This is a genomic window from Campylobacter corcagiensis (assembly GCF_013201645.1).
In the GTDB taxonomy this organism is placed as follows: Bacteria; Campylobacterota; Campylobacteria; order Campylobacterales; family Campylobacteraceae; genus Campylobacter_B; species Campylobacter_B corcagiensis.
This window is the reverse complement of the sequence record NZ_CP053842.1, coordinates 838,556-861,685: the sequence shown is the minus strand read 5'-3', so window position 1 is coordinate 861,685 and position 23,130 is coordinate 838,556. Positions and strand designations below refer to the sequence as shown.

The window sequence follows — 23,130 nt, the reverse complement described above, 5'->3', positions numbered from 1 at the left end:
TTATCCTTTTAATATCCTATCTCTATATGACTTGCTAGCAGGAGAGTTTATGTCCCAAATTTCATCAAACCAATTTATAAATTTAGCATTATCATAATTTACTAAATGAGCTTCAAGGAAGGTATTTTTTATCTTTTTACTAAAAATAGCTTTACTTTTTGGTTTAATTCCAGCCCTTAAAATCACGCCATTTGTACCAACGGTAGAAAGTCCAGCTGCTCCGTTATTTAAAACTACTTTATCATTTAAATCAGCAAAAACCTTAGTACAAGTGTGAGTTGAAAATATAGCATCAAAGCTGTTTTTAGCTAACCAGTTGTAAATTTCACTTTGGCGAGATTTTTTAGCTAAATTTTTGGCTGATAAACCCCAGCCAGATAGAGTTTTTTCATCACCATGAGTTATGGCTAAGTTTAAATTTCCAACTTTTAAGCTAAAAGTTGTGGGGCGATTTATCAAATTTGGTGGCAAAATTTCACTAACTTCACTCTTTAAGATTTGGTGAATTTGATTTGCCCAAATTTTTGTATCATCACTAGCAAACTCAGGATAGTTACAGCCACAACTTATGCTATTTTCATTACAAAGTTCAAGTTCTACATTGCCATTAAGTAAAATTTGATTTTGTAAATTTCTCTCATTTTTACTAAACCAGAATTTATCAGCATCAAACCAGTGATAATCACCGTTAAAAACGCACTTTGCATCGCCAATAAAATTTAAAATTTCAAAAAGTGCATATGGATTTCCATATAGCCCACCTGCACAGTAAATTTCATCAAAACTAGCTTTAGGTGGGCTAAATTTCAAAGTAGAACAAGCTATCAAAAAGAGCCTTTTTTACAAAAATTATCGCTTATTTTTGGACCTACTAAAAATAAAATAGTACATAAAACTAAACCATAAAAATTTACACCAAGCAAGGTAGCGTATTTGCCACTTCCTATCTCCATCCACGATGGAGTTATCTTTAAAGTCTCTAAAAATCCAAAAAATATCCCAATCCAAAATGATAAGTGAAACGATAAAGCATTTGGTCTTACTACGCCATGAAGCAAGAAAATCGGTGCTAATCCCATAACCATCGTTCCGCTAATTGTAGTTGCTTTTAAGATATCTGTGCCATAAATCATCGGCAAATTTCCAATTAGCGCAAAAATTATCATAGAAGCAATTCCGATATTTACGCTTTTTGAAATGAGTTTTTTATCAATTACTAAAGCTAAATCATACCCAATAAGCTTTGAAAGACTAGCAAATGTTGAATCAAGCGTTGATCCAGCCGCACTCATCATAACTATACTCATCAAAAACATAGCTCCAACGCCCATTGTTTTAGCTAGTGTCGCAGGAATATTTCCATCATTTACCATTCCAATAAGCTGTGCATGAATACCGATAAAGCTAAAAAGAAGTATGGTTATAAAACCTAAAAGCCCAGAGATTATAAAGGCTTTTAGCATAACTTTTTCTTTACATATAAAGCCTCTATCAGTTAAAACTGGATCGTGAAATGGATAGCTTAAAATTTGAAGGCAAGTTACTAAAAGCAGGTCAACTCCAGTGCTTAACTTCCAACTACCACTGCTTGTAAACTCGCTAATATCATGTTGTGGTAGTATAAAAAACAGCACCCAAACAAGACCCATAACAAAAACTCCTGTTTGAACTAGATCTGTAACTATACTTCCACGAAGCCCACCTTTTAGCGAATAGATAAGAGTAGCAAGTGTAAAAAGCAAGGCTGCGGCAATAAAAGAGTTGCTTCCACTTGCACCATAATATCCACCAACAACTGAAGTATTGCTCCAAACTTCGTTAAACAAACGGATCAAAATAGCAACACTAAAAGCAAAAGTCGCAAGTCTTCCGTAGTTTGAGTTGAGAAATTCTATAAGTCCAGTTGCACCGTATTTAACTCTAAGTCTATAAATAGCAAATCCAGCCACAGGAATACAAAGCCAATAAGTTGCATAAGCAAGACCACCTACGATACCAAACTCAGCTCCTAAATTCGCAGCATTTGTAACTGATTTTGCAAATATCCAGCTTATAAATATACTAACTATTAAAAGAGTAGGACTTACTGGATTTCCTTTCTCATCTGTGCCTTTAAAAAAACTCTCAATAGTTCTAGTTTTTGGTGACATAATATACATTATCACACTATAAACAACTAAAAATCCCCAAAATAAAATTCCAACTAAAAAGCTATTTCCTTCCATAATATCTCCAAATAGTCAAATTTATAGCAATAGTTGCAGTAGCAATTGCTAAATAAAATATCTCAAAACTAAAACCAAAATCTACTATCTCTTTTATGTCAAAATATATTGTATGAAATCTATCAAATATAGCACATACTATAACAAATAAAATTTCTAAAATATACAAAATAGATGGATAAATTTTAATAATAAAAACTCCAGCTAAAACCCAAATAAAAATGCTAAAAAACAAAATTTGCCATATATGAACTCTCATCTCAAACCACACACTAAGTGAACCAACAGCGTCTAATATCAGCCCAAAAATAGATCCACAAAGTGCGTAGAAAATTGCCTTGATAATTAAATTCATATCACGCTAAATTTAATAGCAACCCCACCACTTGATAAAAGCTCTGGATTTCCTCTAAATTCTACCTCTTTTCTCTTTTCAACAGCTTCGTAAGTATAGGTATGATTTGATATAATTCCTACAGGGCAACTATCAAGACAAGCAATACAGCCTGTTTGAAGCTGTGATGATGCTTTTTGGTTTCCGCCAAATCTCATATCAATCGGCTTAGAGTTGCTATCAATGATAACTTCGTTAATATCATACCATCTATTAGCACCTTCCCATTTTACTTCTACTTTTATCTTATCGCCTTCAACATTAGTCTTTGAAGCGGTTGGTTTAAACATGTTATTTCCAGCTTTTGCCCCTAAATCAATTAAAGCTTTATAAAAATCAAGCTGATTTGCATATCCATAAAAAATAGCTTTATTTCCAAATTTACCCTCATCAAATACCACAGCATGGCGAGTTGATTGACCTAAATATTTTTCATTTACACTTCCAAACACAGTTACACTTCTCTCATCTGAATTTACAAGTAGTGGATTATCCAAACTAACGCCTTCAATATTTACATTAGATAGATCGCTCCTTGGATTAGAACAACCCACAATAAACAAAGCAGCAAATATTAATAGTAATTTTTTCAAATTTTATCCTTTATATAGTTTTTTTGTATCCATTTTGTAGCGATTATGGATAGTAAGATAGCAAATACTGCTATTAAAACCGAGATTATTAAGCCATTTTTATCACCTGAGTTAACACCGATATTTACAAAAATCGGCGTCCATGGAATAAAGCCTAAAAATGAGCTTAATATATAGCTTTTAAAATTTATTCTGCATACAATAGGTGCATAATTTAGAGCATTATATGGCACTATAGGCAGGAAACGAAGTACACAAAAAGCGATAAATAGCTTTCTATCATCAAATTTATTTAAGTCTGTTATAAATTTTGGAAATTTAACATCTTTACCTAATAAATTTGAAAGATAATACATTAAAGCACAATTTATCATAGCTCCAACCATAGTGTAAATACTTCCCCAAAAAAGCCCAAAAAATACTCCACTAATAATTGCTAAAATAGATACAGGAAAGAAAAAAATTGGCAAAATTGCAAAGCTCAAAATAAAAGTTAAATTTGCAAAAATGCCTGATTTTTCAACAAAATCTCTTAAATTCTCAGAATCTACATTTAGTAAAACAATAGCACCGATGGTTAAAATAGCACTAGTTAGAGCTATTTTTGCTATATTTTTTATCATAGATGCTTTTTGCTATATAGATTATGATTGATATAGCAAATAGACACATTAGCGAGATAAATATTAACTTAGCCCCGCCGCTAAAATTTCCACCAAAGTAGCTATATACAAGCGTAGCAGGAAGTTGTCCTATACCAGTTGCTACAAAAAAGCTAATAAATCTCATATTTGTAAGCCCTGCAAGATAACTAATAAAATCAAAGCTTATAAATGGAAGTAAACGACAAACTAAGATAGTATGTTTTCCATATCTTTCAAAATACTGATCGCCTGAGTCAAGCATAGATGGACTTACAAATTTCTCAACCGCATCCCTTCCTAAGAGTCTAGCGATATAAAAGCAAAGTGTTGCTCCTACCATGGATGATATCCAAGATAGTGCTGCTCCACCTATCCAGCCAAAAATAGCTGCATTTGATAAAGTTATAAGAAACTGTGGTATTGGAGCAAGAACTGCTGCTAAAACCATAAGAGCAAAACTTACAACTGCTGTTAGTTTGCCATAGCTTCTTAGATATTCAATGACATTATCAATAGTATCAGGACCAAAAGTGGTTAAAACTTTTAGACTTTGATTTACCCAGCTATTTACACTAGGAACAAAAAGATATACCAAAAAACATAGAATAATTACCCCAAGAGTAATCAGTGCTTTTTTCATAAAAATCCTTAAAATGTTAATGAGATAGACTATCTCCTAAAATAAATCAAATTATACTTAAAAATATATAAATTTAACTTGAAAAATAAAATATAAATTTTCAACATAAGATTAAATTAATTCTTAATATATTATAAAATAAGATAAAATATTACTCAAAAAATTTATGCAAATTTAAGAATCTTTTACTTAAATTTAAGATATAATCTCATAAATCTGCTAATTTAGCAAAGTAATTAAAAGGAGTTGTAATGGTTAAATTAAAAGAAAAAATCATTGCAAGACTAGATAGTTTAGAAAAACTACCTAGCTTAAAAAATGGTTCTATAAAAGACGCTCTTATAGAAAAGGGTTTTACAAGAAGAGATTTTATGAAATGGGCTGGAGCTATGACAGCTGCTATAGGGTTGCCAAGTGTGTTTGCACCAAGCGTGGCAAGAGCAGCTGAACTAGCTGATAGACTTCCTGTTATATGGCTACATATGGCAGAATGTACAGGATGTAGTGAGAGTTTACTAAGAGTAGATACTCCTTCTATTGATAGTTTGATATTTGACTATATAAGTTTAGAGTATCATGAAACAATTATGTCAGCAAGTGGTTGGCAAGCTGAAGAAAACCTTGAAAATGCTATTGAGAAGTATAAAGGTCAGTATATCTTAATGGTAGAAGGTGGAATTCCTGCTGGATCGAGTGAGTTTTATCTAACTGTAGGACCACACGGCACAACAGGGGCAGAACATTGTAGAATTGCTTCACAAAATGCTGCTGCTATTTTTGCCATAGGAACCTGTTCTAGTTTTGGTGGTGTTCAAGCAGCATATCCAAACCCAACCAACTCTCAACCTCTTAGTAAGATAACTAGCAAGCCTGTTATAAATGTTCCAGGCTGTCCGCCAAGTGAGAGAAATATCATAGGAAATGTTCTTCACTATATTTTATTTGGTACACTTCCTGCTCTTGATAACTACAATAGACCAAAATGGGCATATGGACTAAGAATTCACGATCTTTGCGAAAGAAGAGGTCGCTTTGATGCGGGTGAGTTCGTAGAGAGTTTTGGTGATGAAGGTGCAAAAGATGGTTATTGTCTATATAAGGTAGGCTGTAAAGGTCCATATACATTTAATAACTGCTCAAAAGAGAGATTTAACCAGCACACTAGTTGGCCAGTTCAAGCAGGTCATGGCTGTATAGGATGTAGCGAACCTGATTTTTGGGATACAATGGGTCCACTTCAAGAGCCACTTACAAATAGACTTTATAAAAGCGTTTTTGGTGGTTTAGGAGCAGATGCAACTGCTGATAGAATAAGTATAGGTGTTTTAGCTATCGCAGGTGTTGCTATCGCAGCTCACGCAGCAATCGGTGCTGCAAAAAAATAAGGAGATAATATATGTCACAAAGAATAGTAGTAGATCCTATCACTAGAATAGAGGGTCACTTAAGAGTAGAGGTTATTATTGATGATAATGGCATTGTAACTGATGCTTATACAGGCTCAACTTTATGGAGAGGTTTAGAAACCATTGCAAAAGGACGAGATCCAAGAGATGTTCCACTTCTAATGCAAAGAATTTGTGGTGTTTGTACTTTTTCACACTACAAAGCTGGAACAATTGCAGTTGAAAATGCTCTTGGTATAACCCCACCACTTAATGCTACACTTACAAGAACCCTTATGAGTTGTGCTCTGTTTATGCATGACCACCCAGTTCACTTTTATCAACTCCACGCACTTGATTTTGTAGATATTGTAAGCGCATTAAGTGCAGATCCATTTAAGGCTCAAGATGAAGCATTTAAATATACAGATTTTCCTTATGCTTGTGGTGCAGACCATCTAAAAGGCGTTCAAGCTAAAGTAAAAGCTTTTGTAGACAAAGGAAATCTTGGACCATTTGCTAATGCATATTATGGTCACTCAACATATCACTTCACACCTGAACAAAATCTGATTGCTCTTAGTCACTATCTTGAGTGCTTGAGAATTCAAAGAGTAGCAGCTCAGATGATGGCTGTCTTTGGTGCTAAACAACCTCACCCACAAAGCCTTTGTGTTGGTGGAGTAACATGTGTAATGGATATCTTAAACCCAGTAAGACTCGGTGAGTACATGACTAAATTCCAAGAAGTTGCTGACTTTATAAACCGAGCATACTATGCTGATCTTGTTATGGCTGGAAAGGCTTACGCAAACGAACCTAGCGTATTAAATGATGTAGGGGTTGCAAATTTATGGACTCATCAAGAATTTCAAGTTAGTAAAAATGAGTTTTTATTTGAAAGTGGTATTATAATGAATGGAGATCTAAGCAAAGTCTTAGATTTAGATGAGAGTAAGCTTACAGAAGAGGCAACTCATGCTTGGTATAAAAATGATAAAGCACTTCATCCATACGATGGTGAACAAGAGCCAAATTATACTGGTTTTAAAGATGAGAAAACCATAAATGCGCAAGGCGAAATGGTTGATACAAAAGTTTTTGATACAAAAGGTAAATATAGCTGGATAAAAGCTCCAAGGTATGATGGTAAGCCACTTCAAGTTGGACCTTTGGCAAATATCGTAGTAAATTATGCAAAAGGTAATAAATATGTAGTTCCAGTTGTAGATAAATTCTTAGCTGACACTGGTCTTCCATTAAGTGCGGTTCTAAGTACACTTGGTAGAACAGCTTGTCGTATGATAGAGGCAAAAGTTATAGCTGATAATGGTCTAATGGCACTTAACAGCCTAGCAGAAAATATAAAAAGCGGAGATACAACTACAGCTGCTAAGTATAAAATAGACAAAAATAAAGAGTATAAAGGCAGATACATAGGGCATGTTCCAAGAGGAGCTTTAAGTCACTGGACAAGAATAAAAAATGGTGTAGTAGAAAATTGGCAAGCGGTTGTTCCAAGCACATTAAACGCAAGTCCAAAAGATAAAGATGGTATAATGGGAAGCTATGAAGCGTGTCTTATCGGCTTAAAAGTAGCTGATCCAACTAGACCACTTGAGATAATTAGAAAAATACACTCATATGATCCTTGTATTGCTTGTGCAGTTCATGTTATGGATACAAAGGGCAACAAACTCGGTAACTATAAGGTAAGCATTTAAGGAGGCGAATATGAAAAGAGTAGCTGAATATGAATTTAGTATAGGATATAGAGCATCGCATTGGATACGCTTTTTTGCGATATTTATCCTAATAATTAGTGGACTTTATCTTGCTTATGTATTTCAAGCACCAGTAGTTAGTGATGAGCCGGTGCTTTTTTTACATGCTAAGTGGAGATTTGTCCATATTGTAGCTGGTTTTGTAATGATAGCAGCTATTATTTTTAAAACTTATCTTTTCTTTTTTGACCCACTAAGCAAAAAGGAACTTGTAAGTATAAAAGATGCACTAAATCCTAAAATTTGGATAGCTCAGATAAAATACTATCTATTTCTAGGCGAACATCCACACATGAAAGGGGTTTATAATCCACTTCAGTTTGCGTCATATTTGATGTTTTATATTGTGGCGTTTTTTATCATTCTAACAGGGCTTATTTTATATGTTCATGTCTACCATGAAGGACTTGGTGGACTTTTATATCCTATATGTAGACCTTTTGAAGTACTTATGGGGGGTCTTGCAAATGTTAGAGTGATTCATCATATCTGTATGGATATTATTATAATATTTGTAGTAGCTCATGTGTATATGGCGGTATTTAACGCAGTAAAAGGTAAAAATGGCGGAATGGATGCTGTAATAAGTGGTTACAAATTCCCAGAAGAGCATTAATGAAAGTCCTAATTTTAGGTATTGGAAATGTGTTATTTGGCGATGAAGGAGTTGGCGTTCACTTCGCCAACTACCTTAAGCTTAACTACAAATTTTACTCTAAAGAGCATGAGCTAGAATTTGTTGATGGTGGAACTCTTGCTATGGCTCTAACGCCTATAATATCAAGCTTTGATAAGGTTTTAATGATTGATTGTATAGATGCTGATGATGCTAATGTGGGCGATGTTTATTACTTTAACTATCTTGATATGCCAAACCGCATTAAATGGAGTGGGTCTGCTCATGAAGTTGAAATGCTTCAAACTCTAAATTCGATGGAGTTTTTAGGAGATCTACCAGATACTCAAATTTTAGGCATTGTACCAAAAAGAATAGAGCCTATGACATTTAAGCAGAGTTTAGAAATTTTAAATGCAGTGCCAAAGTTAGAAATTACCGCTCTTAAATTTTTAGAAAATTTAGGTTTTAGCTATGAAAAAGTAGGAAATATTACCCTTCAAGATATAGCATTTAAACACGAAAAAGGAGAGCTATGATTTTAGCTTATAAATTTGAGTATACTCACAAAATTCCTTATTTAGCATATTTTCTAGATTATTATGCTAAAAAATCAAACCTTAAATACACAATTACTTTTAAAAACAGTGAAATTATTTTATATGTTGATGCTAGTGAAGATGAGCTTTTAAAATTTAGCGATGAGAGTATGAATTTAATACCAAATTCTATATTTTTATCAAAAAGTAGCGTTGAAGTAACAGATCAAATGCCTAGCTTTGATGTTAAAATTCCTGATACTAAATTTAGCTCTATTACACCATTTATGATTAAAAATTCTAAGTCAAATGAGTACGGTATCTTTAGTGAAGTTTCTGTTTTTAAAGATAGTAAATTTACACTAGTAAATGAGGAAAATTTTAGTGAAATTTTAGAGTTTTGTAAGCTAAATTTAACTCACAATCAACCTTTAAAATTTAAAGATAAAAATGGCGAGTTTATTATGGAAAATGGACTAAATTTTAGCTCAAATTTTATAATGCCAACAAGCTTTTTAAATATAAATAAAGCATTTGTAGCTGATGAAAAAACTCTCATTTGCTTAGCTAGTTTTGAAAAGCCAATTATTACTCTTAAACTAAATTCCATTTTTAGAGATAATCACAAAAATGCTCCAATGTTTTTTGATGTAAAAGGTGCAAGTGACTTTTTTATTTTTAGCCTACTAAACGCTCTAAATAAAGATGAAATTTTCTTTATAAGTGTTAAAACAGAGCATAAAGGCTTTAAAATTTTAGTTCAAGATGATGAAATTTTAGTTATAAATGGTGGAAATTTTAGTTTTGAAAATAAAAGCTGCGATGTAGAAATAAGTGATAATGTTTATTATAAAGGAGCTAAAAGTTTAGTTAAATTTAGTGAAATTTTAAGCTTTGATGAGTTAGAAAATATGATAAAAGCTGATGATACAGGGCTTAGGCTTTTTAATAATTTTAGTAAAAATTTCAGATTTCCAAGTGGTAGCATTAAAGACTCTACAGATTTTTTATTACTTTTAGATATGGCAAGTTTAGTACTTTTTGGCAAGAATAGAGACTATCTTTTTGAAATGGCAAGCGACTTTTTAGGGCAAAAAGGACCGAGGATTGATTGCTTTATAAATGAGCTAAAATTTGACACGGTTAAATTTATAAGAAGTGGCATGAGTTTTAAACTAGCAGGTGTAGATGATAGATTATTAAGCTATGGATATATTGAGAGTTTGATGCACTTTTTTGATGATTTTATAGGTGATATCAAAGACGAACTGGACATCAAAAGCGTTCTTTTAAAGGGTGAAATTTTTACTCAAAAAGCTGGAGCAAAGTGTGCTAAAAAAATACTTTCTAAATCGTTAGATGTTAGGTATAAAAGCCCATTAAATGATGATTAGCATTTTTGGAGCGGTTCAAGGAGTAGGATTTCGTCCATTTATCTATAAACTAGCAACAGATTTAGGGATAAAAGGCGAAGTTTATAACGATAGCCAGGGCGTTAAAATCATACTAAACAAAGACGAGAATGCTCAAAATTTAATAGATGAAATTTATAAAAACCTACCAAAACTAGCCCCTCTTGCAAGAATTGATAAAATTTTAGTTTTTGAAACTAACTCTAAAATTTATAGTCGTTTTAGCATTACAGAGTCTAAAAATACATCTAAATTTAGCCCAATTTTGCCTGATTATGCGATATGCGATGAGTGCAAAAGCGAATTTTATGATAAAAACTCAAGATTTTATCACTATGCTTTTATAAACTGCACAAATTGCGGTCCTAGACTTTCAGTGATAAAAAACCTGCCTTATGATAGAAAAAACACTTCAATGGCTAAATTTAAAATGTGTAAAGAGTGTGAAAATGAGTATGAAAACCCGCTAAATCGCCGTTTTCACGCTGAACCAACATCGTGTAATAAATGCGGCGTGACGCTTTATCTAAAGAATTTAGATAAGGAAATTTTAAATATAAATGAAGACGCTATTAAAAGTGCCACAAATCTTTTAAATGATGGTAAAATTCTAGCCATAAAAGGGCTTGGAGGATTTCACCTTATGTGTGATGCTCTAAACCCTGAGGCTATAAAAAATTTAAGAATTCGTAAAAACCGCCCTACAAAGCCATTTGCCGTTATGGTTAAAGATATCAAAATGGCTAAAGATTATGCTGAAATTTCATCAGATGAACAAAATCTAATGAGTAGTAAAATTTCTCCAATTGTCCTACTTAAAAGCAAAGGCAAAATGCCACAAAGTATTGCTTTTAATACAGATAAAATTGGTCTTTTTATCGCTCCAACAGGGCTTCATCTTTTACTGTTTGAGTATTTTCAAAACCCAATCATTGCAACGAGTGCAAATTTAGGTGGCGAAACGATCATTTACGATGAAGATACTTTACTTAAAAAACTTAGTGGCGTGATTGATTTTTACATTGATAATAATCGTGATATTATTACACCAAGTGATGATTCAGTGGCTTTTGTGGCTGATAAAAAAGCTCATTTTCTAAGGACGAGTAGGGGGATAAATCCTAAGATATTTTTAAGCAAATATAAAATAAAAGGCTCATTTTTAGCACTCGGAGCTGAGATGAAAAATCAATTTGCCATCTATAAAGATGGTCTTATCATCATCTCTCCTTATATAGGAGATCTTAAAAATCGAGCAAATTTTGATAGATTTTTGGAAATTTTAGATATTTTTACAAAAGGCTATGATATCAAATTTGATAAAATCATTGCTGATTTACACCCAAATTTTATCCATACAAACTACTTTAAAAAGCAAGGATTTAAAGTAGAAAAAGTCCAGCACCACTACGCTCATCTAATCTCAAATTTATTTGAAAACAGCCTTCCACAAAAAAACTATATAGGATTTTCATTTGATGGAACAGGATACGCTAAAGACGCTAAAATTTGGGGTGGGGAGGTGCTAAATTTCAATTATCATGGTTTTAAGAGAATTTATCATTTTGATGAGTTTTTGCTACTTGGTGGTGAAGCTAGTATAAAGGATATTTCAAGGCTTAAATACGCTATTTTTAAAAAATATAACATTTCACAACAAAGTAATAAAATTCTTGATTTAATCTATGAAAAAGAGATAAATTCTTTAAAAACAAGTTCACTTGGGCGAATATTTGATGCTTTTGCTGCTGTGGTTTTTAACCTTAGTAAAGTAAGTTATGATGGAGAAGCTGGAATGCTAGTTGAAAAATTCTATGATAAAAATATAAATGATGCTTATGAATTTAATATAGAAAATGGTGTTATAATCTATAAAGATGCTTTTTTAGGTGCTTTAAAAGATGATAAAAAAACATCTTGTTCTAAATTTATAAATGGCTTAGCAAATTTAATAGTTAAAATAACAAAAGATGCAAATTTAGAACCTGTTTTAAGTGGTGGGGTCTTTCAAAATCAAACTTTAGTTGAAATTCTAAGTCAAAAATTTAAAAAAAATGGTATCATATATCATTTTAACCACGAAATTCCTACAAACGATAGTGGGGTGGCGATAGGTCAGCTTATTTGGTATTTAAAAAATGGAGCTAAAAATGGATGAAATAGTAAGATGTAGTATAACTTTGCCTGAAAATTTGCTAAAAGCAGTAGATGAAAGGGTGGCTCAAACTTCAACTAGGAGCGAATTTATAAGAGATCTTATAAAAGAACGCCTTGTAAATGAAGCTTGGAATAATAAAAATAGCGTTTTAATGGGAGTTTTAACCATTATTTATGATCATCATCAAAGTGATTTAGTCTTTAAAAAGATGAACCTTGAACACGATGCAGATATTGATATATTTTGTACCACACATGTCCATATAGATCATCACAACTGCCTTGAAGTTCTTGTTATTAAAGGAGATGGTGATAAAATAGAGCATTTTTGTAATCAAATTTCAGGTTTAAAAGGCGTAAATTTTGCCTCATTAACAAAAACAGCAGTAATTTAAAATTAACAATAAAAATTAAAGGAGAAAATTATGTGTAAAGATTGCGGTTGTGAAACTCATGAAAGTAGCAGCGAAAATAGCAAAACAGTAGAAGTTGTTTCAAAAATACTATCTAAAAACGACAAAGAAGCAGACCATAACAGAGCCCACCTTGATGAAAAAGGGATATTTTGTATAAATTTGATGAGCAGTCCAGGTGCTGGTAAAACCACGCTTTTAGAAAATACCATTAAAAAAAGTGATTTTAAAATCGGCGTTGTTGAGGGGGATTTAGAAACCAACCGCGACGCTGATAGGATTATAAAAGCAGGGGCTTATGCGTATCAGATCACAACAGGGCAGGGGTGTCATTTAGATGCGATTATGGTGCATAAAGGACTTCATCATCTCCCACTTGAAAAGCTAAATTTAGTCTTTGTTGAAAATGTTGGAAATTTAGTATGCCCGGCTAGTTATGATGTTGGATCACATATAAATGTTGTGCTTTTAAGCACGCCTGAGGGAAGCGATAAAGTAGAAAAATATCCTGTGATGTTTAGGGCGGCTGATTTAGTGATAATCACAAAATCAAGCGTTAAAAAGCACTTTAATTTTGATACAAATGAAGTTATAGATGCCGTTAGAAAACTTAATCCAAAAGCCGATATTATCGAGCTTGACAGCGTAACAGGCGAGGGCTTTGATAAGTGGCTAGGTTACTTGAAATTTAAAATGGAGCTTAGATAATGTGCCTTAGCATACCTTCAAAAGTTGTTGAAATTGATGAGAATAATTTTGCCACCGTTGAAACCTTAGGCGTTAAAAGGGGCGTTAGTTTGGATTTGATAGGTGAGCCTGTTAAAGTTGGCGAGTATGTTTTAATCCACGTTGGCTTTGCAATGGAAAAAATCGACACAAAAGCAGCCCTTGAAAGCTTAGAGTTTTATAAAAAAATAGCAAAAGAGATGAATGACGGAACGATTAGCCAAGATGAGGGCGATATGGGATTATCTAAGATGAATTCCAACGAAAAAGGCTAAAATTTAATGGATTTAATAAACGATTTTAGAGATAAAACTCATATTTTAAATTTATCAAAGTTGATTAAAAAAGCCTCAAACAAGCCACTTAATATAATGGAAATTTGTGGCGGACATACGCATTCGATTATGAAATTTGGAATTGATAAATTAGTTGGAGAAAATATTAAATTTATCCACGGACCAGGATGTCCAGTTTGCGTGATGCCAAGGCATAATATCGATGAAGCTATAAAGCTATCCTCGATGCCAAATACCATTTTTACAACTCTAGCTGATATGTTAAGAGTTCCAGGAAGCTTTTCAACACTTCAAAAACAAAGAGCAAAAGGGTGCGATATAAGAGCTCTTTACTCTCCACTTGATGCAATAAATATCGCACTTGAAAATCCTAAAAAAAATGTGATATTTTTTGCCATAGGTTTTGAAACAACAACGCCAATGAGTGCGGTTGTGGTGGAAAAAGCTCTAAATTTAAACCTTAAAAATCTTTTTTTTCATATAAATCATGTAACCGTTCCAGCCCCTGTTATGGCACTTTTAGATGATGAAAATGTAAAAATAGATGCATTTTTAGGGCCAAGTCATGTTAGCGTGATAATTGGTTCAAAACCATATGAAAAAATAGCTAAAACTTATAAAAAACCAATCGCCATAAGTGGTTTTGAACCCCTTGATATGATGGATTCCATCCTAAATTTAGTAAATCAGTTTAACGAAAACAAATTTGAAGTTTATAACGAGTATGATAGAGTTGTTAAACCAAATGGAAATGAAAAGGCTCTAAATTTAATTAAAAAATATTTTAAAGAGGTTGATTTTTCATGGCGTGGGCTAGGGCTTATACCAAAAAGTGGGCTTGATTTAAAGGGCGAGTTTGACGCTATAAATGCAAGAAAAGTATTTGATTGTAGCGTGGAAAGCAAACCTGAAAACAAAGCCTGTATTTGTGGGGAAATTTTAAAAGGGCGTAAAAATCCGCCTGATTGCAAGGTCTTTGGCAAGGTTTGTAACCCACAAAATCCACTAGGGTCATGCATGGTTTCAAGCGAGGGGGCTTGTGCGGCGTATTATAAATATAAAAGGGGAAGTTAGTTTGGAAAAAATTCTTTTAAGTCATGGTGGTGGTGGCGAAGAGATGAATGCTTTGATAAATGATATCATTTTTAAAGCTTTTGATAATGAAATTTTAAAAAGCGCAAATGACGCTGCACTTTTAAGGCTAAATTCCACAAATTTAGCCTTTACAACTGATAGTTTTGTGGTAACTCCGCTATTTTTTAGCGGTGGAGATATCGGTAAAATAGCAATTTGTGGAACGGTAAATGATCTTTTGATGGTTGGTGCAAAACCGCTTTATTTAAGTTGTAGTTTTATCATAGAAGAGGGTTTTAGTATTGATGAGTTTAAGCAAATTTTAAACTCTATGAGTAAAACTGCAAAAAAAGCAGGAGTTTTTATAGTTTGTGGCGATACAAAGGTCGTTCCAAAAGGCAAATGTGATAAAATTTTTATAAATACAAGCGGAGTTGGAGAGGTCATAAAAGAGATAAATACCATAAATTTAGGCTCACAACAAAAAGCTAAAATTTTAGTAAGTGGCGATATCGCAAGGCATGGAAGCGTGATAATGCAAGCAAGAGACGAACTTGGCTTTGAAAGTGAGTTAGAAAGTGATTGTAAGCCACTAAATGAAGTGGTTTTAGAAATTCTAAAAACCATTACACCACTAGCGATGAGAGATGCTACAAGAGGCGGTCTTAGTGCTGTTTTAAACGAGTGGGCTAAGTTTTGTAAAGTTAGCATAAAAGTTAAAGAGGCTCGTATTAAAATAAGCGATGAAGTTATGGGAATTTGTGAAATTTTAGGCTTTGAGCCCTGTGATTTGGCAAATGAGGGGACTTTTGTTTTAGCTGTGGAAGAAAAAGATGCTTTAAAAGCACTTGAAATTTTACAAAAATTTGATAAAAATGCAAATATTATAGGCGAAACTTTTAAAGATGATAAAAATAGGGTGATTTTAGAGACGATTTATGGTGTTGAGAGATTTTTAGAGCCACCAAAAGGCGAACTGCTTCCAAGAATTTGTTAAAAGGAAATTTATGCACGAACTTTCAATAGTAATTGACCTAGTTGCACTTTGTGAGGAAAATTTAAGAAAAAACAATAAATCAAAAATAGAAGAAGTCCATCTAAAAATAGGGCGTTTAAGCGGTGTTGAACCACACCTTTTAAAAAGTGCTTACGATGTTTATAAAAAAGAAACCGTCTGTGAAAATGCAAAGCTTATCATAAATTTACAAGATATCGTTGTGAAGTGTAACTCCTGCGAAAAAGAAAGTATTCTTAAAAAAAATGAGTTTTTATGCCCAAAATGTGGCTCAAACGACCTTGAGGTATTAGACGGAGAGGATATGTATTTGATGAGCTTAACAATGAGCTAATCAAACTTTAAATCGTTATTTTTAAAATTTTATAAATTTATTATTTTCAGCAAAAGCAAAGAAGGGTAAATACTCCAACCAACCAACTATCTATTTTTACATTTTTACAAAAAACATTAATATCTAAATTTTAACATTATTTTAAATCTACATTTAAAAATCAATATAATTTTACATAGTTTTTGAAAATTTAATTTTACATAAATTTATCTGTAAAAATTAATGGATAAAATCATAATTTACAAAAAGTAAAGCTCTTCAAATAACTATATATCGTGATTTAATACTAAATTTTAATAGCACTAAAAGTGCTTTAAATAAAAGTTTGAAAATTATAGTTTTCAATACAAAATATAAATAAAAGTCTGTATTTAACATTTTATCAAAGTTTTATACCTATAATGTTACACATAATTTTTATGTTTTATTTGCGTATACAAAATTATTTAAAATTTAAAAATAACTTTAGTCTCATAGAAATTTTGAACTTTTATGTAGTATTAAAAAATAGCCTTAAAGAAGTTTTTAATTTTGTAGATTTATTAAATAAGGAGATTTAGAAAAAGAATTTTATGTTTAGCTTTGTATCTATGTAATCAAATCGCAAATGTTTTGACCTATTGTTGTTTATTTTTCAATTAATAAATAAAAAGATGATCAAAATAAATATTTACTTTGTTTTGTAACTACTTTTCTATTAATAAACTATTTTAATCCAGACCCAACTAAAATAGACGCCCTACTTTTTTAAGGCGTCATAATTTTTTTATAACCAAATTTTTCTTATCTCTTTTACCTTTATCCACGCTATTATGTATACTATATACATTGCGATAGTTACTCCAAGTATTGCTAAATTTATAATAAGTGTAAATCCTAAAATTATGTTTATTAAATTTGGTGAGATAAGGATTATCCATTCTGGATGGCTTGTAATGATAAAAATCAGTGAAATAGTTATATTGCTTATAATATAAAGTATCATATAAACTCTAAAAAGTTCAATTTTTGTTATCCTTGATAGCGTTACATAGACTTTTTTATTTATACTTATAAAATATATAATCCAGCATATTATAGCTATCAAAGTTGCTAAACTTATGATGTAAAACTGCTCTTTTATGCTAAATTCGTCTAAAAATGCCGAGCCAAAGCCTATTGTAAATGCAAGTACAAAAGCTAGAATTGCTGGATAAAATAGTGACTTTAAGAAATTTCTAGCTAAATCTTTGCTTTTTGCCATTTCTCCAACTATAAAAAGTGATTTATATGTCATAATAATATATAAAATAGCTAGAAGAGCAAAGCAAAAAGTTGCTTGATTAACCGCTTTATCTTTATATATGGCAAATATCACAAAACTAGCCATAAACATTAAAACCCCACCTATAGCTAGGATTTTTGCAATTTTTAACTCTTTTGAGTACTTTTTGGGTGATTTTACTTGATTTGTTTTTAAAGTCTTAAATGGCGGTAGTTTTATCTCATCATTTGAGATTTCTACACTATTTTTTTCTTTAACTTTAGCATTGTTGGATTCTTTATTTTGGCTTGAAACCTCATTTTTCTTTAGATCAAAAACTGGTACTTCAAAAAAACCATTATTATGCTCTTTCTCTTCTATATTATTATACTCTTTTATCTGAAAAATTGGCTTTTCTGTTTGCGTACTATTAATGTTTGTGGGTTTTTTAAATTCTGGTTTTTTAAATGCACTAAGTTTAAATTTCGGAATATTCAAACTTTTTTTTGATTTTTTTGGTGTAGTTTTTGTGTCGCTTTTATTAATTAGTTTTAAGTTTTTTATTTTATCTCTTATGTTAAAATTTTCAAAAGGATTTTTTATATTTTTTTCCTCTTTTATCTCGCCTTTAAAAATCTTTATCTGCGTAGCCACACCATCATTTGGTATAAATTCTACATTTTGACCAACCGCAAAATCTAAATCACTAAATCTATAATAATTTCCATCATTTGCGTGTATTAACCCGCTTCCTACAACTTGACCTATCACTTTTACTCCTTTATAGGATAATCATACAAAATAACTTCTCCACTATGCTCTTTTAAGTCTTTAAATTTAAGTATATCAAATTTAATCCCAAATATCGCACAAGTTGGCATCTTAGCAATAGATGAGTCACTTAAAAATTCAGAAATTTCAAGCATTGTGGGGTTGTGCCCAACGATAAAAACTGTATTAAATTCTGAATTTATAGCTTTTAAAAACCTTAAAAGCTCATCTGTACTTATATCATAAAGCTCATCTTTTTGTTTTACTTTTGCACCTAATTTATCAGCTATAATGTTTGCTGTAGATATGGCTCTAACTGCAGAGCTTGAAAAGATTATATCTGGTAAAATTCCAAGTTCTTTTAGCTTTATTCCAAGCTCTTTTGCATTTTTTAAACCTCTATCGTTTAAATTTCTTAAAAAATCTGTCTTAGCCTCTTTTTTTGCCTTTGCATGCCTTATAAAATAGATCTTTTTCAATTAAAATTTCCTTGTAATTTATCTAGTTCTTCTTTAGTATATCCTGCATTTAGCCTATCTTCAACATTTAACTCTCGCCTAAAATCTTTTAGTTTTGGCAAATGTTTATTTAAGATATCAAAAAAGCACTCATAACTTTTGCCTGTTTCATCACACTCCCACTTAAACCATTTATCCCCTTTTCTTACATGGCTAATCTCTTCATCTAAAATAACTTCTAAAAGTGGTAACAAAAACGCTTTTTCTTTATCATTTTTGAGTCTTTTTAGCATAAAAAAGTTAGCATCAAGACCAACAGCTTCTTGATGCCTATGAAGTAGAGCCATTCTCTCAAGTAGTGAGTTTTGGGTGTTTTTAAGAGCAAAGAATAGTCCATCATGAACTGGAAAATCGCCGTATTTATAACCAAATTTAGCTAACTCATCACTTATCATTGAAAAATGCCTAAATTCATCGCTAGCTAGTTCTAAAAAATCAAAATAATACTCTTTTGGTAAATTTGTAAATCTATAGCAATCATCAAGAGCGATATCTATGGCTGAGTACTCAATATGAGCAATTGAGTGTAAAAAGGCTGGAATTTTATCCTTGCCTTTATATTTAGGCAGATCCTTTGCTGGTAAAATTTCGCAAATCTCGGCATAACTTGGGCTAATTAATGGCTTAGGTTTAAATTTAACATCAAAACTAAACTCATCAAATTTAGCCCAAATTTCACTAAATTTAGCTCTTTTTAACTCAATATCGCTCTGGTTTAAAACAAATTCAATCTCTTCAAAAAACATCCAAATTCTCTTAAATTTAAATAAGAGTATTTTACCAAAACAATCTATAATCCATATAAATTTATAGCAAGAAAAATGCTATAAAACAAACAGAAACTATAGAGCCAAGTGCTGTTCTTTTTATAATATCAACTGGATTTGCCCCTGCTAAACCTGCACAAAGTATCGTCACACCAGCTATTGGTGACATTGTCCTACCAAGTGAGCCTGCTATGCTTGCAGCCATTCCAAGAGTTGCTTGATCAAAGCCAAGTTTAGCTGCTTGAGTTGTTATTGCTTCATTAAAGGCTAAAGTCGCTGCATCTCCTGAACCTGTGATAATTCCCATTATAAAAGGAATAAATGTTCCACCAAATTTCACATAATCGCCAGAGTGTTTTAATATATCAATAATATAATCAATCGCCCCGCACGCCTTAAGCCCAGCAACAAAAACAGTAGCTGCTATAATAATTCCCATTATATCGCCATACGCATTGCCCATACCTTTAAAAAATTCTTTTGATATTTTCTCAGGATTGCTTAAAGTTACTATTAAAGAGATGATAACTCCAAGTAGCATAGCTTGAGCTACACCCATATTAAGCCATGAAAATTTAACTAAAAAAGCTATTAAAGCTGGGGTATTTTCTGTTGTTGTATAAATTTTTCCTTCACTTAGTAAAACTCCATTTGCTACAGCACCATTTAGTATCTCACCTATAATGTTGCCACCAAGTAGTATAACAAGTGGAACTATAGGCATTATGGCATGAAGATAGTTTACTTTTGTATCTATGCTTTGACTAGAAGCAGAAGTTTTTTGATAATCTTTAAAGATAACAGCAACGATTGTTAGACATATAAGCATTATCACCACACTTGAAATAGCATTCATAAACTGAACACTAATCATATCAGCTATACTTTTTCCAGTCATATCTGCTACAAAAGCATTATGAGAGTGACCAGGACTTAAAACAGAGCCAAAAGTTCCAGCTAAAATCGCAGCTGCGGCCATGGCAGGTTTTATTCCTGCTGCTATCATAAGTGGTATAAGTGTTGCCCCAACAGCTGCTGCACACCCTGCTGCTGATGGTATTGCTATATTTACTAAAGATGTCACAAAAGCCGCAATCGGAATCAAAAATATACCTAAATTTCCAAGTGGCTTAGTTAGGGCATTTACAAGTTGCTGATCACATCCAGTGAGCTTCATAACATAAGCAAAACCCATACTTGAACAAATCGCCATAATAAGTGCTCCTTTTGTCATAGCTGAAGCAAACTCATCAAGACCTGATAGCGGCTTTAAAGCTAGCAAACAAAGCACTAAACCAACGCCTAAAAGAACCGTTTTGGTATCTTTTTTCATCACAAGAAGCACCACAGCTACTAAAATACCAGCAAGTGCTAAATAGATATAAAAATTTTGCATTTTTTTCCTTTAAATTTTAAAATTTTCTCCAACTTTTAGCGTGACAACATCTTTTTCAAACTCAAATTTATAAATTTCATCTGCTAACCCACAAATTTTACACTCACCATTATCTATCTCAAGCCAAGCTCCTTCTGGCAAAGCATAAACAATCTCATTTGGATGAACTTTTAGAAATTCATTTAATCTATCTTCCCTACTTACGCCATTATGACCTGAAATTTTGCCACTGATGAAATGCGGATTTATCTGATAAGGAAAAATTCCTAAACTATCAAAGCTTTTAGGCATTATGATTGGCATATCATTTGTAGTCATCATCGTAGCACCAGCTATATTTGCTCCAGCTGACCAGCCAAAGTATTTAGCACCGTTTAAAACTGCTTGTTTTATCTCATCAACTAGGTCAAATTTATATAATTCATGAAGTAGCATAAAGGTATTTCCGCCTCCAACAGCGATTGTTTTAGCTCCTCTTATTGCAGCTTTTTTATCATCATATCTGTGGATGCTTTTGATAGTTTTTGTTTTTAAACGGTCTGTGACTTTTGATTCATACTCATCGTTTGAGCGACTTACTCCAGCATAAGGTATAAATAAAATTTCATCTTTATAATCATCACCCAAAAACTCTTTGATAGGGTTTTTACAATGCCTTAAATAGCCTGTATCTTTATAACTTGATGAACTAAAAAGTAGAGCTTTTTTCATGATTTTTCCTTATTTTATGCCATTTATTTTATAAGCTGAACGAAGAAAAACATCAACTCCAGCCATCATGGAGTTTTCATCTATATCAAATTTAGAGTTATGATGCCCTGCTTTTAGCTCGGTTCCAACCATCAAATACCCGCTCTTGCCACCATTATTTTGAACAGTATGCATAAAGTGAGCAAAATCCTCACACGCACCAAAATCAAACTCTTTAACGATAAGTTCATCTTTGATAAATGGCGACTCTTTAGCTGATTGATAGTAAATTTCAGTAACTTCTTTATCGCTATCTCCACCTGCTGTACCACCAGTTCGTATCACTTCATACTTAAGGCCATAAATTTTACTAACGCCTTCTATGATATCCATGCATTTTTCATACATAAATTCATTTAATTCTGTAGTCTCACCTCTTGTTTCACACATCAAATGAGCATTTGGTGCTATAACATTCCTACCTTCCCCAGCCCTTAAAACTCCAACATTTATACGAGTTACACCTTTTGCATTTCTTGTGATACCATGCATATTTAGAGCTATTTGAGCCCCGCCAAGAAGTGCATTTGCTCCATCTTGTGGTGCTCCTGCTGCGTGAGCTGATACTCCAGTTAATTTAACATCAAATTTACTAGTTGCAAGAAGTTTATTTGTCCCGCAAATTATTCCACCCATCTTATCAGCTTGAAATCCCATATGACCACCAAGCAGATAATCAAGCCCTTCGCAAACTCCAGCTTTTTCCATAGCGACCGCACCTCTTGTGCCCTCTTCTGCTGTTTGAAATATAAATCTAAATTTGCCACTGAATTTATCTAGATTATTTTTAATTAGCTTAGCTAAAGCTAGTCCAATTGTGATATGAGTATCATGCCCACAAGCGTGAGTTATACCTTTTATATCGGAACTAAAGTTACATTTTGTAGGTTTATGGTTCTCATCAATGCTTTCTGTAACATCAACGCCATCTATATCAAACCTAAAACCAACTGTTTTACCACTTCTACCTGTATCTATCTGAGCTACTACGCCTGTTAAACCATCTTCCATCACTTCAAGATATTTTTGCTGAGATTCGTTTAGTAAATTTTTAGCTCTTTTTAAAGCTTCATCGCACGCTTCTTTGCTTCCTAAGCCTTGTCTTGAGCTAGGATCCATAATCTCTCTACCCATTTTAAGCTCATATCCAAGCTTTTTTAACTCATCAGCTATAACAGCAGTTGTGAAAAATGTAAAATACCCTGTCTCAGGATGAGAGTGAAAAAATCTTCTATTTTTAACCATCTCATCATTTAAAGCTCTTACTTGATCTGAAAAATTACTCATATCTACTCCTTTGAATTTAGATATATTTAATTTTAGCAAAAACATACTTAAAAAATTTTAAGCTAATATTAGTTTTATTATAATCTTAAGAATTTATTTAAATTTTCAGTACTAAGTATGTATAATTTTATGTATTATTATACATACTTAA

24 protein-coding genes are annotated in these 23,130 nt (G+C 32.3%); 12 read left to right on the top strand and 12 right to left on the bottom strand.

The genetic code is table 11. The features are described from left to right. Genes CCORG_RS04500 through CCORG_RS04475 form a run of 6 tightly spaced genes read right to left on the bottom strand, consistent with a single transcriptional unit; the run spans window position 1 to window position 4,496 of the window. Entirely contained in the window at window positions 1-828 is an 828-nt protein-coding gene (locus tag CCORG_RS04500) for a hypothetical protein (RefSeq protein WP_025803444.1), read from the bottom strand. After that, entirely contained in the window at window positions 825-2,225 is a 1,401-nt protein-coding gene (locus tag CCORG_RS04495; protein WP_025803445.1) for an SLC5/6 family protein, read from the bottom strand. Before CCORG_RS04495 ends, CCORG_RS04500 begins: the two co-directional genes overlap by 4 nt. Next, entirely contained in the window at window positions 2,212-2,580 is a 369-nt protein-coding gene (locus tag CCORG_RS04490; RefSeq protein ID WP_025803446.1) for a hypothetical protein, read from the bottom strand. The genes CCORG_RS04495 and CCORG_RS04490 overlap by 14 nt, the downstream gene beginning before the upstream one ends. Further along, window positions 2,577-3,212, bottom strand: coding sequence for a YdjY domain-containing protein (locus CCORG_RS04485; protein WP_025803447.1), 636 nt, complete (start codon window positions 3,210-3,212; stop codon window positions 2,577-2,579). The genes CCORG_RS04490 and CCORG_RS04485 overlap by 4 nt, the downstream gene beginning before the upstream one ends. Beyond that, window positions 3,209-3,835: a TVP38/TMEM64 family protein gene (locus CCORG_RS04480; protein WP_025803448.1), complete on the bottom strand. Its 627-nt coding sequence runs from the start codon at window positions 3,833-3,835 to the stop codon at window positions 3,209-3,211. Before CCORG_RS04480 ends, CCORG_RS04485 begins: the two co-directional genes overlap by 4 nt. Then, entirely contained in the window at window positions 3,801-4,496 is a 696-nt protein-coding gene (locus CCORG_RS04475; RefSeq protein WP_025803449.1) for a TVP38/TMEM64 family protein, read from the bottom strand. The genes CCORG_RS04480 and CCORG_RS04475 overlap by 35 nt, the downstream gene beginning before the upstream one ends. Window positions 4,497-4,747: 251 nt before the next feature. Between CCORG_RS04475 and CCORG_RS04470 the strand changes: the two genes are divergently transcribed. The 12 genes from CCORG_RS04470 to hypA are packed head-to-tail and all read left to right on the top strand — an operon-like array spanning window position 4,748 to window position 16,247. Next, a complete protein-coding gene (locus CCORG_RS04470; protein WP_025803450.1) occupies window positions 4,748-5,881 on the top strand; it encodes a hydrogenase small subunit in 1,134 nt (377 codons plus the stop codon). Window positions 5,882-5,892: 11 nt separating this feature from the next. Beyond that, entirely contained in the window at window positions 5,893-7,605 is a 1,713-nt protein-coding gene (locus CCORG_RS04465) for a nickel-dependent hydrogenase large subunit (protein WP_025803451.1), read from the top strand. Between the two features lie 10 nt (window positions 7,606-7,615). Beyond that, window positions 7,616-8,281: a Ni/Fe-hydrogenase, b-type cytochrome subunit gene (gene cybH / locus CCORG_RS04460; RefSeq protein ID WP_025803452.1), complete on the top strand. Its 666-nt coding sequence runs from the start codon at window positions 7,616-7,618 to the stop codon at window positions 8,279-8,281. Beyond that, window positions 8,281-8,820: a HyaD/HybD family hydrogenase maturation endopeptidase gene (locus tag CCORG_RS04455; RefSeq protein ID WP_025803453.1), complete on the top strand. Its 540-nt coding sequence runs from the start codon at window positions 8,281-8,283 to the stop codon at window positions 8,818-8,820. The genes cybH and CCORG_RS04455 overlap by 1 nt, the downstream gene beginning before the upstream one ends. Then, window positions 8,817-10,214, top strand: a complete 1,398-nt coding sequence (locus tag CCORG_RS04450) for a hypothetical protein (RefSeq protein ID WP_025803454.1) — start codon at window positions 8,817-8,819, stop codon at window positions 10,212-10,214. The genes CCORG_RS04455 and CCORG_RS04450 overlap by 4 nt, the downstream gene beginning before the upstream one ends. Then, window positions 10,204-12,390, top strand: a complete 2,187-nt coding sequence (gene hypF, locus CCORG_RS04445) for a carbamoyltransferase HypF (protein WP_152534264.1) — start codon at window positions 10,204-10,206, stop codon at window positions 12,388-12,390. The genes CCORG_RS04450 and hypF overlap by 11 nt, the downstream gene beginning before the upstream one ends. After that, a complete protein-coding gene (gene nikR / locus CCORG_RS04440) occupies window positions 12,383-12,784 on the top strand; it encodes a nickel-responsive transcriptional regulator NikR (protein WP_025803456.1) in 402 nt (133 codons plus the stop codon). The genes hypF and nikR overlap by 8 nt, the downstream gene beginning before the upstream one ends. A gap of 30 nt (window positions 12,785-12,814) precedes the next feature. Next, complete coding sequence (gene hypB, locus CCORG_RS04435; protein WP_025803457.1) at window positions 12,815-13,510, top strand: hydrogenase nickel incorporation protein HypB; 696 nt, start codon at window positions 12,815-12,817, stop codon at window positions 13,508-13,510. Then, window positions 13,510-13,803, top strand: a complete 294-nt coding sequence (locus CCORG_RS04430) for a HypC/HybG/HupF family hydrogenase formation chaperone (protein WP_025803458.1) — start codon at window positions 13,510-13,512, stop codon at window positions 13,801-13,803. The genes hypB and CCORG_RS04430 overlap by 1 nt, the downstream gene beginning before the upstream one ends. 6 nt (window positions 13,804-13,809) lie before the next feature. Next, window positions 13,810-14,898: a hydrogenase formation protein HypD gene (hypD, locus tag CCORG_RS04425; protein ID WP_025803459.1), complete on the top strand. Its 1,089-nt coding sequence runs from the start codon at window positions 13,810-13,812 to the stop codon at window positions 14,896-14,898. 1 nt (window position 14,899) lies between these two features. After that, the gene (gene hypE, locus CCORG_RS04420) at window positions 14,900-15,895 is read left to right on the top strand and encodes a hydrogenase expression/formation protein HypE (protein WP_025803460.1); all 996 of its coding nucleotides are present in this window, start codon (window positions 14,900-14,902) and stop codon (window positions 15,893-15,895) included. A gap of 10 nt (window positions 15,896-15,905) precedes the next feature. Beyond that, window positions 15,906-16,247 carry a hydrogenase maturation nickel metallochaperone HypA gene (gene hypA, locus CCORG_RS04415; protein ID WP_025803461.1) on the top strand — a complete coding sequence of 114 codons (342 nt, stop codon included), beginning with the start codon at window positions 15,906-15,908 and terminating at the stop codon, window positions 16,245-16,247. 766 nt (window positions 16,248-17,013) lie between these two features. Here the strand turns inward: hypA and CCORG_RS04410 are convergent. The 6 genes from CCORG_RS04410 to CCORG_RS04385 all read right to left on the bottom strand — a co-directional run bounded on the left by CCORG_RS04410 (window position 17,014) and on the right by CCORG_RS04385 (window position 22,979). Next, a complete protein-coding gene (locus CCORG_RS04410) occupies window positions 17,014-18,261 on the bottom strand; it encodes an MFS transporter (RefSeq protein ID WP_025803462.1) in 1,248 nt (415 codons plus the stop codon). Window positions 18,262-18,263: 2 nt separating this feature from the next. Then, window positions 18,264-18,740, bottom strand: a complete 477-nt coding sequence (locus CCORG_RS04405; RefSeq protein ID WP_025803463.1) for a SixA phosphatase family protein — start codon at window positions 18,738-18,740, stop codon at window positions 18,264-18,266. Then, window positions 18,737-19,525 (bottom strand): ferritin-like domain-containing protein, encoded by a 789-nt coding sequence (locus CCORG_RS04400; RefSeq protein ID WP_025803464.1) that lies wholly within the window; start codon window positions 19,523-19,525, stop codon window positions 18,737-18,739. The genes CCORG_RS04405 and CCORG_RS04400 overlap by 4 nt, the downstream gene beginning before the upstream one ends. A gap of 61 nt (window positions 19,526-19,586) precedes the next feature. Then, window positions 19,587-20,942 (bottom strand): C4-dicarboxylate transporter DcuC, encoded by a 1,356-nt coding sequence (gene dcuC / locus CCORG_RS04395; protein ID WP_025803465.1) that lies wholly within the window; start codon window positions 20,940-20,942, stop codon window positions 19,587-19,589. 9 nt (window positions 20,943-20,951) lie between these two features. After that, complete coding sequence (gene pepE / locus CCORG_RS04390) at window positions 20,952-21,653, bottom strand: dipeptidase PepE (RefSeq protein WP_025803466.1); 702 nt, start codon at window positions 21,651-21,653, stop codon at window positions 20,952-20,954. A 9-nt stretch (window positions 21,654-21,662) separates the two neighbouring features. Then, window positions 21,663-22,979 (bottom strand): amidohydrolase, encoded by a 1,317-nt coding sequence (locus tag CCORG_RS04385; RefSeq protein WP_025803467.1) that lies wholly within the window; start codon window positions 22,977-22,979, stop codon window positions 21,663-21,665. Between the last annotated feature and the right edge of the window lie 151 nt (window positions 22,980-23,130).